Source organism: uncultured Gelidibacter sp., assembly GCF_947500795.1.
Lineage (GTDB): Bacteria > Bacteroidota > Bacteroidia > Flavobacteriales > Flavobacteriaceae > Gelidibacter.
Window position 1 is genome coordinate 16,838 of sequence record NZ_CANMTE010000008.1, and the last position, 13,557, is coordinate 30,394.

Consider the following 13,557-nt stretch of genomic DNA (forward strand, 5'->3'; position numbering starts at 1 on the left):
CATTATGAACTACTTTTGCATCTTCAAATGAAAAGATTAAACAACATATTACGCCTACCATTTTTCAGCACTTATTATTATCAAATAGGAGATGCTCGGTATGGCTATATGTATATTTCAAATGAAATCTGATAAGATAATCTGATAAATAACTATTTATAACCTAAAGCCCGAGCATCTAGCTCGGGCTTTTTTTATTCAAAAAAAATGGAAACACTAAGCAAATTAAAAGAACATGTAGAGATCATCCTTCCTGAAAATGGATTGGAAGTAAAGTTAGATCAAGCAAAAAAAGAGAACCGCAAACTAAATATTAAGTTGGGCTTTGATCCTACGGCACCAGATTTACATTTGGGTCATGCTGTGGTATTAAAAAAACTCAAGCAGTTTCAGGATTTAGGGCATCAAATCGTAATATTGGTCGGCGATTTTACCGCGCAAATTGGAGATCCTACCGGGAAAAATAAGAGCAGAAAACCTTTGACGGCAGCGGAGGTTAAAGAGAACGCACAAACGTACATCAATCAATTGTCTAAAATTATAGACATTAACAAAGTGAAAATCGTTTTCAACTCTGAATGGTTGGATAAACTGTCGTTTACTGAAGTCATTCAGATTTTATCAAAGGTGACCGTAGCGCAATTGATGCACCGAAAGGATTTTAACAAGCGCTTTACAGAAAACACCCCTATTGCAATGCACGAGTTGGTGTACCCCATTCTTCAAGGTTTTGATTCGGTTGAAATAAAGGCAGATATAGAAATGGGCGGAACCGATCAGCTCTTCAACTGTACTATGGGCCGACAATTACAAGAAACATTTGAAATGGACCCTCAGGTCGTCTTATGTATGCCTTTATTGAAGGGACTTGATGGAAAGGAAAAAATGAGTAAGTCTCTAAACAATATTATTGGGTTGACCGACGCACCGAATGACATGTTTGGAAAAACAATGTCTATGCCTGACAGCTTAATTGAAGAATTTTTGCATTTGGCGACTGATTTTTCAATGTCAGAAAAAGAAGCTATAAAAGTGAGCTTGGAAAATGGCGAAAACCCAATGAACATCAAAAAATTGATTGCCAAAAATATCATTACACAATACCATAATGCTGATGACGCCGAAAACGCTGAAGCATTCTTTAGCAACCAATTTCAAAGCAAAAAGTTTGAAGAAAAAAGCTTCGAACCAGTTTCGCTTGCAGATATTCAACATGACAGTGAAACGATCAATTTGGTGGACTTGTGTGTGCAACTGAAAAAAGGACAAACCAAATCGGCTATTAGAAGACTTATTGAAAGTGGTGCCGTTCAAATTAATAATGAAAAGATCCAAGAACCTCTTGCGGAAATCGGACTAAAAAAAGGCGCAAAAATAAAGATTGGAAAACGGGACTTTTTCGAATTACAAGAATAAAAGCTACCGCTAACATCTTCCTCTATCAAACAACCCAACTACAGCAGTTAGTTGGGTGTTTGATTTTAGATCTACTATTATATTCATATTCACTTTTCTATTCAGCGGATAACCAAATTGTCCCTAAACAATTGCCGAAGGTTATACATAAAAACCTTCTCACATTTTCTATTCAATTTATAATTTCCTATCTTATATGACTACACAGACGCTCCTAGTCTTACACAACTATCTTACTTTCAATATAAACCACAATGAGAGTAGCACTTCATTTCTTAATTTTATTGATAGGTGTTACCTCCTGCCAATCTCAATCTAAAAAATCAGCATCTGACAAACCCGTTGGCGGACCGTGTGAAGGCTGTGAAGCTATTTATGAATATGGAAACCAGAAATTATCTTCCATTGATACACTTCCCGATTTTAAGTACGTCAAGCCAAAAATAAAGCTGACCGGAACCGTATTCCAAAAAGACGGAAAAACACCAGCCAAAGATGTTATTCTTTACATCTATCACACGAACAGAAGTGGACTTTACCCTACCAAAGGCAATGAAAGCGGTTGGGCGAAACGACATGGATTCATCCGGGGTTGGATTAAAACCGACCGTACCGGGCACTATACGTTTTACACCTTTAGGCCAGCGGCTTACCCGAGTGGCATTGAGCCCGAGCACATCCACATAACCATAAAAGAACCTGAAAAAAACGAATATTATATAGATGCATTTGTCTTTGACGATGACCCCATGTTAACACATAAGGAACGAGCCGAACTACAACAGCGCGGTGGTTCCGGAATTGTAAAACTCCAATTGGAAGACAATCTCCTGACTGCCCATCGGGATATTATTTTAGGCCTAAACATTCCAAACTATGAGTAACAGATTTGTTTTCCTTATAGCAACTCTCCTTCTAACCTCTTGCACTGGCAAGCACAACTCCAATGCTGAACAAGCAACTGTAACCTCATCTGTTTACCGCAAAATTCAAGATTGAGCGCTTCCAATGGCATGTTGCTTATCAAGGAAATTTGATGGATAAAACTTTAGTCGATAAGGACATCGATTTGCAGACAATCTTACAAACAGACTAAATAATGAAACCAAAAGCAATTAAAGCAAACTAACCATAACACACTGATTAACAATTAACACACAAACAATAAGTATATTTTTTAAACGTTATATTTATCAACTTAAAAAATGGAACTATGAAAGCTACTTCTTTTATTTTAATCGCATTGTTAGTTTCGTTTTTTAGTTGTGATACCGATGACGAGACAACAGATCCAATTATTGGGAATTGGGTATTAGTAGAAAAATCAATGGATGGTACCGTTGTGGAATTCACCGATTGTCTCTCTCGAAATCGTGTCGAATTTTACTCCAACCAAACCGTGTCGTTTAAAAATTTCGTTACTAATGATGACACCGGCACTTGTGACCCCTATATTATCGAACAATCTTGGGAGCACAATAAAGGCTATTATCGGGTTTTTAACGCGTCTAAATTCGACCAAGAACAAAAGATATCCATAAGTAACTCTCAATTAATTTATTCCTATGAGAGCTGGGAAGTTATCAATGACGATATTATTACAACCGACTTGGTATTCACGTACGAAAAACAGTAACGCTCTTTATCTCACGCACCTCAGCGATGCTGTCAATTCAACTTCTGCCCTTTTTAGGAAAATCTGAGCTAGTTCTCTATTTCTAATTTATTCGCTAACTTCCTTGCGCAATTGTGCACCCATTACTAATGGTTGCGGAATATTGTCAACCGAATGAATTCCAATACTTGAAATTTAAATATGAAAAAACTCCTATATCTACTCATCTGCATAGGCTTGTTTAGCTCCTGCAAAACCAATCAAGAACAATCTACGACCCTAAAAATAATGTCTTATAATATTCGTCACGGACAAGGATTAGATACGATTTTGGATTTATCGCGTTCCGCAGAACTTATAAAACAACATGCACCCGATTTAGTTGGGCTTCAGGAAATCGACAATTATTGCAGGCGATCAGATAGTGTCGGACAAACAGACTATTTGGCGCAAAAAACGAAGATGGAGGGCACTTTTGGTAAATTCATGGACTTCCAAAGTGGCGAGTACGGCATGGCCACATTATCCGCTAAACCCTTAACATCGACAAAAGTGCTGCAATTACCAGACGCAAAATACGAACCGCGCTCAGCAATTATTCATGAAGTAGAGATCGCGAAAGATTGTAACATTGTATTTGCGAATGTTCATTTTGACTGGATTGGCGGCACTGAGGGTAGTGCGTTTCGTTTAAGCCAAGCTAAAGCACTGCTCAACTATATAGACACCTTAAACAAAGCGACTATTATTACTGGCGATTTTAATTGCACTCCAGATTCGCCAACAATGGCCTATTTTGCCGAGCAAGGTTTTGTATTTGTTGAAAAAGGATCCGATAATCTAAGTTTTCAAGGTGATGAGAAGTCTGAAATTGACCATCTCATTTATAGAGATTCAGAGCAGGTAAAATTCAAGGCGAAACATATTGAGTTACTGAAGGAACCTATTATATCTGACCATCGGCCATTATTGGTAGAATTGGAAGTGACTTTTTAGTATAGCACTTCAGTGTGAACTAAAACACGGTATAAAGCGTCGTGACAATAACACCCTTACCATGCGTTGACGCAACGGACAACAACAGTTTTGATTCTTTAACCTTAAAATGAAATGGTGGCGCCAACACGTCCAATCCGCTTCCTTTTTTAAGCCGAATGCCTTGTCCTGAAATAATATCTTTATTCGGTGTAAAATCGCCTTCCGGCAGATGTTCGGTTAGGATGACATACTTATAATTGGATAATTTATCAAGAATACGCTGTATTTCGGCATTCGATACATGCTGAAGCACTTGTCTTACTATTGCACAATCTCCAGCAGGCAAGGCATCTACCGCGATATCCAAACACTGAAATTCCAGATTTGCATGGTCGAATTTTTCTTTATTATGCGCTATAAGGTCGGCTACAATATCTACCGCAACATATTTCTGAGCGTACTTTACCAATTCCTTTCCGACATTAAAATCGCCACAACCTAAATCGCACACTATAAGCGGATTTTTAAAAGATTTCAAAAACGCTGTTACAACGTCTATATAAGGATTCACCAACTTTGGGTCGTGCGATCCATCGCCAGAATAAAATTCGGATTCGTTACCACCCCAAAGCTTCATTTCATAAACCTGTTCCATAGCCGCCTTAGTTGGCCAAGGTTTCTTTTTAGGTTTGGTGCGGTTATCCTGTTGCTTCATAACTATGCGATTTCAAGACCAAAACTACAGATAAATTTTCAACCACCACAACGCTTTTTCGGGATAGAAGCATGACCGTAAATGCCTGAAATTTACCTTTTCCAAAAAAATTAGTATCTTCGCCAAGTATTTCGAACCTTTATAAAGGTACCAACCGAGTGAAGACACCACGGTGGTAAAACAATATGGACATCAAGTCAAAATGAACGACATTTTCTTAAAGCCTTATCGAAATACAAATAACGTTTAATCATTTAATACTTATTTGTATGACCACTTCAATTCAACTTTTTTCAAAAGACTTAGAGCTAAAAACTCTAGAAACAGTACTCTTACCAATCACCGAAACTTCCATCAAAATCCATGATTTGATTGTTGATGATGGTATGTACCTCATCCGGGTTTGGCATTCCAATCTTAACACTCTGGTTGACTTTTCAAAATCGAAAAGTTATCAACTTATCAATTTTGATGACGACAAGAATTTTACTGGTGCGTCGTATGCTACCACCAACGCGAAAGGGAATTTCATCCTTCAAACCCAATCAAAATGGATTCTCATTATTCCCTTAGAAAAACGATTGGATCAAGATGTTATGAGTAGTATTTCAAATTTTGAAATACACATACACGAAGACCAAAAAGCTGCTGTTCTTCAAAAATTAAAAGAGGAATTCCCGATAACGCCATATACAAGTGTGGGACGGTTATCCACTACCCTATGGCGAATGAAGGCCGAACAACAATTGAATCTGCCAATATCATGGCGCGTTGGCAGTGCTATTTCAGTGACATCGGGCAAACGCGCAAGTGAAATGCAACAAGACGAATGGAATGCCTTTTTTGAGGACTTATGTGACACGCTCAAACAAAATTACCCCTCAAAGTATGAAAGTCTTTTCCCTTTAGCTTAACATCCAACCATAATTTCTTTCTAGCTTCTCCTGTGAAATTCACGATTTAAAGCTAACGCTAAACATTTTGCAGGAGAACGCTTTAAAATCGGTTTAATGGTTAAATTTGTTATTTAAACCTTATTTATGGCAACACACAACACCACTATATCCTCTAAAAACAAAATCTTAACGCTAGATGAACTTCATTTAAGTACGGCAATCAGAGAGAAACTGGACCAGCTTATTGAGGAATTCACTTACATTGAGGCGCTTAAAAAGCTTGATATTCCAGTTGATAATAAAATCTTACTGCACGGAAAAACGGGGTGTGGAAAAACAGCTACTGCACACGCCATTGGGAGAGCTTTAAAAAAAGAAGTTATTACGCTTAATTTAGGCGGTTTTGTATCCTCCAGATTAGGAGAAACAGGTAAAAATATTGCTGAAATTTTTAAAAAAGCCTCTTTCAGCAATGCGATTTTATTTATTGATGAATTTGACTTTATTGGTAAAATCAGGGATTATGACACTAAAGATTCTGGAGAAATGCAGCGCTTGGTGAACATCCTCATTCAACAAATCGATAATTTGCCAGACACTTCCTTATTGATATGCGCCACCAACCACGTGGAGATTATTGACACCGCGTTATTGCGAAGGTTTCAAATAAAACTGTATTATGAATTGCCAACCAATCAGCAACTTGATACATATTACGACAGACTTTTAGCGAACTATCCTGAAAACCTCAATACGATTGAACGCACGTATCACATCTCCTATGCCGAAGCTAAAGACATCACCTATCAACAAATAAAGGCTAATGTCATTCGGTTAGAAAAGGAGAAAAAGCAATAACCCAAATCAGAATTTCCGAACTATTCATTTTATAATTATCTCTTTTTACCATGAAAAATTTTAATGCCCTTTTAAAGATTAACCTATGTGTACTTTTCCTTTTTGCTACAACACTGCAACTATTTTCACAAGCAACAACACTAAAAGTAATTCCGGAAGTTCAACAATTTGTTGCTAAAAACGGTGTTCACACATTACCTAACACACTCCAAATACACGTAAACACAAGCAAAAATGACAGCTTGATGCAGATTGCAACACAGCTTAAGGAGGAGTTACACACGATGTTTCAAATTGAGGCGACTATAGCAACTACCTCAGCATTAAAATCAATTTCAGCAAATGAACTTCTTTTAACTTATAGCAATGCCGCGCTAAAAAACAGTGAAGCCTATACCTTAGATTTAGATGCTACCGTAGGCATCACTATTGAAGGTGCTTCCAGAGAAGGCGTATTTTGGGCAACGCGCACACTGTTACAACTTGTTGAAAACCATAAAAACCAAATCCCTTCCGGATTGGTAACAGATTATCCTGATTATCCAAAGCGTGGGTTTATGCTGGATGTTGGTAGAAAGTTTTTTACAATAGAGTATTTGAGAGATTATGTAAAAATTCTGTCCTATTATAAAATGAATGAATTCCACGTTCATTTAAATGATAATGCTTTTAAGAACTATTATGATAATGATTGGTCAAAAACCTATGCCGCTTTCAGATTAGAAAGTGATACCTATCCTGACTTGGCAGCAGAAGATGGGCATTATACAAAAGACGAATTCCGCGATTTACAACGCATAGGAATGCACTACGGCGTAAATGTTATCCCTGAAATTGACATCCCTGCGCATTCGTTGGCGTTTACACGCTATAATCCTGAACTGAAAGCTTCAGCGCCTTATGCTGATGATCATTTAGACATCCTAAATGATGAAAAGCTGCCTATGATCTATAATTTCTTCGACAAGCTTTTTGATGAATATATTAAGGGTGACAACCCTGTTTTTATCGGTCCTGACGTTCATATTGGTACCGATGAGTATATCAAAGAAGGTAAAGGAAGGGATGTGGATAATGCCCAAGCAAAGCGCTTTCGTGAGTTTACCAATCACTATTTAAAACACATCGCCGATTCAGGTAAAACGCCACGTCTTTGGGGTGGATTGGAATGGTTAAAGGATACGCCATTAACACACGTTAAACCGGTTGGCAACGCCGTTATGAATGCTTGGAGTAAGGATTGGGTGAATGCCGAAAAAATGCTTGCTGACGGATTTAAAATAATTTCCACACCAGACAGTTGGCTGTATATTGTTCCTGCAGCTGGTTACTATAGAGATTTCTTAGATATTGAATGGCTTTACGCTAACTACAGACCAGAAAAAGTGAACACCTCATTAACATTACCAGACTTCCAACCAGGACTTTTAGGGTCCACTTTTGCAGTTTGGAATGACATTTCTGGCAATGGAATTTCTCAATTGGATGTGCATTACCGTACCATGCCTGCTTTAAAAGTATTAGGCACAAAAAACTGGAAAGTAGCGCCGATAAAAAGCTATGAGGCGTACCAACAATTGGCCAATGCTGATTCTGACGGTCCTAAAACCAATTTAACAGGTAATTTTAGTGACCAAGAATTGAATGACATCGCTTCAAAAATTGGTCAGAAACCGGTCCGATTTAATGGTAAGAAAGAAGTTAGTTTAGGAGGTACCAATTTAGGATATACTTATGATGTTTCTTTTGATATTAATCCGAAAAAAGGGAATAAACGAAATGCTATTCTTTTCCAAAGTAACTACGGAACTATTACTTTAAACACAGATGGCACAGGTAAATTAGGGTTTTCACGCGATGGCTACACCTATACATTTAATTTTATTCCACAGGAAAAAAGCTGGCAAAACGTCCGTATTGTAGGCGATTATAAAAGTGTGACACTCTATGTAGATGGCAGTGAAAAAGAGCAATTAACGGCGTACAAAAAAACAGAGGGGCTACCTAACGGCTTCAACTTTCAACAAACATTAACGTTCCCATTAGAGAAGATTGGCGATCGGGAAAATGGATTTAAAGGCACGGTTAAAAACTTAAAATTATCCTCTATCAAAAAGTAAAAAGTTCTAAATTTATTTTAAAATAAAAACGCAAGAATATTAATCAAACACACGCTAACCAACACTAAAATCATCAATAAAATCCTTTGGCCCTAGGGTCCAAAACAAAAGTGATTTTATAAATTTAAAAACATTATCCACCCAATTTCCCAAATAACTATTTGCATTCACACCATGAAAATATTCATTTGCATACTTACAGTTCTGACTTTAAATTCATGTTCTAGGTTTGGAGAAAACGGAATTGAAGTAGCGATTGAAAATAACAGCAACACTCCCATTACTGACGTCCAGTTTACTACTTCTGAGAAACTGGACGTCATTAAAAGAACTAATATAGATCCGAAAGAAACCGCAACGGATTTTCTTTCAATGACAAAAAACCAATCTGACGGCGCCTATTTTTTGACTTTCACACGCGCCAATGGCAAAAAGGAAAAAATTGGCGGCGGCTATTATACCAATGGAGGTGCGTTGGACCGATGGGTTCAATTCGATATAAGGACAGATACTACTTTGGTGACGTTTAGTGGCAGTGGCTATTAAAAATTAGTATCAAGGAACAAAATTTAAGTCAAGCATACTTATGCACCTTAATGTATAATCCGAGTTGGCTTCCCTTCTATTATAATCCCCGTTTACTCCAATTCTGCTCACAATGACCCACGCTAATTTTCTATTCGGTTTTTATTTATTAACTTGAATGTTTTCCTTTAAAACTAATTATAAATAAGCATGACATTTTAGATGTCGTGCAATCATTAAAATGTAGTAAAATGAAAAAAGCGCTATTACTTTTATTATTATTTGGACATTTTTCCTGTAACCAACAGCCAGATAACACTAAACATCTGGAAGAGCGAATTGATAATTTAGAACAGCAACTTGCCGACACTTACAAACCTGGATTCGGTGATATTATGGGCAGCATACAAACCCACCACGCTAAATTATGGTTTGCAGGACAAAACGAGAATTGGGATCTTGCCGACTTTGAAGTGCACGAACTGGAGGAAGCGATTGAAGATATTCAGAAATTTCAAAGTGAACGAAAGGAAACGCAAATGATTGGAATGATGCTACCGCCATTGGACAGTATCACTAAATCTATTGAACAAAAAAATGCAGCATTATTTAAATCGAGTTACACGTCATTGACCAATGCATGCAACCAGTGCCATAAAGCGGCAGAAATGGAATTTAATGTGGTGACCATTCCCGAAACATCACCTTTTTCCAATCAGGATTTTAAACCTGTCAAGTAAGCTGGAAATGTGATTTAAAAATAACTATTTGTAATATTATCCTTAAAAAAAGCGAACACACCGAGAAGAATCTTGCGATGTCGAACTATCCTGGACTTGAAGTAGATAAAACCATCCCCGTCGAAACTTGGAATTTGATTTTAAAGTCCAAATAAAAGATCGACGACTTATTGGAATACTGTGTGAAATAAAAATCTTTACAATTTAAAACACAACGTCATGAATATAAAAAAGAACGTCATAGTTATCACTGGAGGTGCCGGAGGCATAGGTCAAGCTTGTGCCAGAACTTTTAAAGATCAACCATTAATAATTACGGATTATTCCCAAGACCTTGTAGATAAAACGGTGAAGCAACTTTCAGATGAAGGATTTGAAGTAACAGGAATTAGCTGTGACATCACCAACAAAGAGGACATCAAAAAGTTGACGCAGTTCGTTTCAAAAACTGGTACACTAAAATCTTTAATTCATACCGCGGGCGTTAGCGGAAGCGCAAAAGATCTCAAAAAAGTATACACCATTGATTTGGTTGCTACAGAACTACTCATTGATGCCTTTTATGAGCTTGCCGAAAAAGACACTGTAGCCGTGCTAATGTCGTCCATGATGGCGCATACCGTTCCGGCAAACAAAGCTTATGATGAGGCCCTTGCCAATCCGCAATCCGCCGATTCATTTGATACTGTGTGTCAGCATGTCAATAACAACGCTGACACGATGTACAATTTTGTAAAGCGTGGCGTCCAATTATTGATGCTTAAAAATGCTGAAAAATGGGGCGCAAAAGGTGCCAGGATTGTGACGGTTTCCCCTGGAGTTATTGAGACCCCTATGGCTTTAAAAGCCTCAGAAGAGCATCCTGAACGCATGAAAATGTTAAAACAAGCTACACCGTTAAAGCGTAATGGTCAGCCAGAAGAGATTGCAGATGTGGTGCACTTTTTAGTAAGTGATGCTGCTCGTTTTATTACCAGTACCGATATTTTAGTTGATGGTGGCGTTCTTCAAAACATCAAAAAGATGCTGTAATTACAGCTGAAGAATTATTGTATGGAAGTCATGACATTCAAATGAAAAAAAATGTAGCTTTCGAAGTTATTTAGTTTGACTAAAGATATGCGAGTAGTGTAAATAATTTTGAACCAACCTATGCCCAAATATTTAAAAATCATCATTCTTGGGGTTTCAATTATCGCATGTCTTTTAATCTATAGATATTATTCGAATAATATTAATGAGTTCGATTTACAAGAATTTAAAACTTTGAATGGAAAAATTATATGGGACAAAAAAACCAGACTGAAGTGGAGTGACTTTAAATTTGAACCACATGAACCTTTATTTGGGATTTATGCCAAAGTTGGAATGTCCGCAAGATATGAAGCTTACCCACCGATTTTATTTCGTTCCTTCACAACATTCTCTCCAACCGAATCAATTGTTTCTGATACTACAAATAACGACAATTTGAGAATTGCCCAGGCCAAATTTGATTTATTGGAAACTTATCGTCAGAAAATGGAAAAGGAAGTTGATAGTTTAAAACAACTAACGTCTCCAAATTTAGAACCATCTGATTTTGAGAAAATGAATAAACGCTACTACAGCGAATTTGAAAAAGAATGGGAAAGTTATAAGCCCATTACTATTTACACATTAAATCAGCTTGAAGAATTAATAAATAAACGATTGAGATAAAAAGCTACTTATACGTTTCTAATTGACGAAATTGATCCAAATCTACTTCCTAATGAACCACCTGAAAAACAAAGTCTTATAAACTATTTCGCCGATTTTAAAATGAAACACTAAACAGGAAAAAAATTTAAGATATTATAGCACTATAGCAAATCTTGAACGAGCAAAAAACATAAAAAATAAAAACATCTGCTAAGCCCGTATATAATTTATTGCTAGATTTAGCGCAACCAACTTTAATCCTTTTCTAAACTACCTTTCTGAATTTACATTTCGTTCTTTAATGCTCAAGCATTCCTTATTACTACCATTTTATCCCCACATCCTATCGCCTTATGAAAAAAAACCTTATTCTATTTGCAGTCCTTTTGATGTCTAGCTTTGCCAAAGCACAGTTCATAAAGGAAAAGTCCATTAATATTCAAATAGGATATGGTATGACTGTCCCCTATTATAGTGCAGACGAAATTATTGATAGCGGCTTTTTTCTTCAAGGAGAATACGTATTGAAAGCGGCTTCTTGGGTTGAATTTAGGCCATACGCCGGATTGATAGTCACCAACTCTAATGGAAAAGACTTTAACGACAATCCTACAGATGAGAAAGCTGAAACTAAAGCGTTTCAAATGGGAGGAAAAGCTCGGGTGAGAGCGCCAATTCCTTGGGTAGCTCCCTACATTGAAATTGGAATAGGCACCTCTATCGGGAAATTCGAAACCTCAACAGCATATACAAACATTCATAAAAGCGGAATCATCTATCATATTCCATTTGCATTTGGATTAGAATTTGGACGAGATCATAATTTTGATTTGGGATTTACCTATTTCTTTCAACAAACTGTTGAACAGTATAGCGGTGCATTTGCATTCGGCATTTCAATTCCCTTAAAATCCTAATCCTGCGAAGAATTATAACAAATGGTTTCAAACGATATGTAACAGAATCATAGTTTAATATTATAAATTACACAATCCCACAAAATTTATAGTTCGGAGCAATTAATTATAATAAAAAGGAAAATTGTAAATTTGATTAAGATTTTCAGCAATTAATATTTTACAATCATGTCAAACATCAAGCTAATTATAGAAGAAAGAGCAGCCAATATTGGAAACTTTATGGTTGGACGTTTATTGCCATTCAGACAAAAAAGAATGGTAGGACCTTTTATTTACATAGACCATATGGGACCTGTAAAACTGAGTGAACGCGATAATTTTGATGTACTGCCACACCCACACATAGGACTTTCAACACTTACGTTCCTTTTTGAAGGAAGCATTATGCATCGGGATTCGCTTGGGAACGAAGTGGAAATTAAGCCGGGTGCAGTAAATTGGATGACCGCCGGAAAAGGAATCGTCCATTCTGAACGTACACCAGAATATTTAAGGCACTCTGAATTGTTTATGCATGGTTTACAAATTTGGGTAGCATTGCCGAAAGCGTTAGAAGAAATGGATCCGGAATTTTTTCATGTTGAAGAGCAAGATATTCCAAGGTGGACTGAAGGCGACTTAGAGTTTAAGTTAGTTGCAGGAGAAGCATTTGACAGAAAATCGCCAGTTCCTGTGTACAGCAAGCTTTTTATGATTGAGATAAAAAGTAAAACAAAACAGACCGTTAATATCGGGGATCAGCTTTATGGAGAATCTGGGTTGTACATTCTTGAAGGCGCTATTGAAAGTGATGGCAATGTTTACGACTCTAAACAATTATTAGTAGCAAAAGACAGTACACTTTGTGAATTCACCATTCATGAAAACAGTTCCATTTATATATTTGGTGGTGAACCTTTAGCCGAAGAACGCTTTATCGATTGGAACTTTGTATCCTCAAGTAAAGAACGTATTGAAGTGGCAAAACAAATGTGGAAAGAACAAACTTTCCCTAAAATTAAAGGGGACGAAGTTGAATACATTCCTTATCCAACGCCAAGATTTAAAAAATAGAACACTTATTAGCATTTAACGCAGCAGCACATACAGCA

General features: G+C 36.9%; 14 protein-coding genes and 1 riboswitch. Of the genes, 13 read left to right on the forward strand and 1 reads right to left on the reverse strand.

From position 1 onward, the window contains the following. Positions 1–207: 207 nt before the first annotated feature. The 4 genes from tyrS to Q0947_RS14285 all read left to right on the forward strand — a co-directional run bounded on the left by tyrS (position 208) and on the right by Q0947_RS14285 (position 4,027). Positions 208–1,416: a tyrosine--tRNA ligase gene (gene tyrS, locus Q0947_RS14270; protein ID WP_299399166.1), complete on the forward strand. Its 1,209-nt coding sequence runs from the start codon at positions 208–210 to the stop codon at positions 1,414–1,416. Positions 1,417–1,670: 254 nt separating this feature from the next. Then, positions 1,671–2,300, forward strand: a complete 630-nt coding sequence (locus Q0947_RS14275) for an intradiol ring-cleavage dioxygenase (protein ID WP_299399167.1) — start codon at positions 1,671–1,673, stop codon at positions 2,298–2,300. Between the two features lie 329 nt (positions 2,301–2,629). After that, complete coding sequence (locus Q0947_RS14280) at positions 2,630–3,052, forward strand: lipocalin family protein (RefSeq protein ID WP_299399170.1); 423 nt, start codon at positions 2,630–2,632, stop codon at positions 3,050–3,052. Between the two features lie 180 nt (positions 3,053–3,232). Next, entirely contained in the window at positions 3,233–4,027 is a 795-nt protein-coding gene (locus tag Q0947_RS14285) for an endonuclease/exonuclease/phosphatase family protein (RefSeq protein WP_299399182.1), read from the forward strand. A gap of 19 nt (positions 4,028–4,046) precedes the next feature. Here Q0947_RS14285 and Q0947_RS14290 read toward each other — a convergent pair whose 3' ends face one another. Further along, on the reverse strand, positions 4,047–4,724 hold the full coding sequence (locus Q0947_RS14290) for a class I SAM-dependent methyltransferase (protein WP_299399183.1): 678 nt from the start codon (positions 4,722–4,724) through the stop codon (positions 4,047–4,049). A 121-nt stretch (positions 4,725–4,845) separates the two neighbouring features. Then, a riboswitch (SAM-I-IV-variant riboswitch) is annotated at positions 4,846–4,939 on the forward strand. Between the two features lie 54 nt (positions 4,940–4,993). On the opposite strand from Q0947_RS14290, the gene Q0947_RS14295 reads away from it, so the two are divergent. From Q0947_RS14295 to Q0947_RS14335, 9 genes are all read left to right on the forward strand, one after another. Further along, on the forward strand, positions 4,994–5,638 hold the full coding sequence (locus Q0947_RS14295) for a hypothetical protein (RefSeq protein ID WP_299399184.1): 645 nt from the start codon (positions 4,994–4,996) through the stop codon (positions 5,636–5,638). Between the two features lie 126 nt (positions 5,639–5,764). Continuing rightward, positions 5,765–6,478 (forward strand): ATP-binding protein, encoded by a 714-nt coding sequence (locus Q0947_RS14300; RefSeq protein WP_299399185.1) that lies wholly within the window; start codon positions 5,765–5,767, stop codon positions 6,476–6,478. A 50-nt stretch (positions 6,479–6,528) separates the two neighbouring features. Further along, complete coding sequence (locus Q0947_RS14305) at positions 6,529–8,598, forward strand: glycoside hydrolase family 20 protein (RefSeq protein ID WP_299399186.1); 2,070 nt, start codon at positions 6,529–6,531, stop codon at positions 8,596–8,598. Positions 8,599–8,772: 174 nt separating this feature from the next. Next, positions 8,773–9,144: a hypothetical protein gene (locus Q0947_RS14310; protein WP_299399187.1), complete on the forward strand. Its 372-nt coding sequence runs from the start codon at positions 8,773–8,775 to the stop codon at positions 9,142–9,144. Positions 9,145–9,374: 230 nt separating this feature from the next. Further along, entirely contained in the window at positions 9,375–9,863 is a 489-nt protein-coding gene (locus Q0947_RS14315) for a hypothetical protein (RefSeq protein ID WP_299399190.1), read from the forward strand. Between the two features lie 219 nt (positions 9,864–10,082). Next, the gene (locus Q0947_RS14320) at positions 10,083–10,895 is read left to right on the forward strand and encodes an SDR family oxidoreductase (RefSeq protein WP_299399193.1); all 813 of its coding nucleotides are present in this window, start codon (positions 10,083–10,085) and stop codon (positions 10,893–10,895) included. A 234-nt stretch (positions 10,896–11,129) separates the two neighbouring features. After that, entirely contained in the window at positions 11,130–11,564 is a 435-nt protein-coding gene (locus Q0947_RS14325) for a hypothetical protein (protein ID WP_299399196.1), read from the forward strand. A gap of 335 nt (positions 11,565–11,899) precedes the next feature. Continuing rightward, complete coding sequence (locus Q0947_RS14330; RefSeq protein ID WP_299399200.1) at positions 11,900–12,463, forward strand: hypothetical protein; 564 nt, start codon at positions 11,900–11,902, stop codon at positions 12,461–12,463. Between the two features lie 168 nt (positions 12,464–12,631). Next, positions 12,632–13,519, forward strand: coding sequence for a pirin family protein (locus tag Q0947_RS14335; RefSeq protein ID WP_299399204.1), 888 nt, complete (start codon positions 12,632–12,634; stop codon positions 13,517–13,519). The last annotated feature ends 38 nt before the right edge of the window (positions 13,520–13,557 follow it).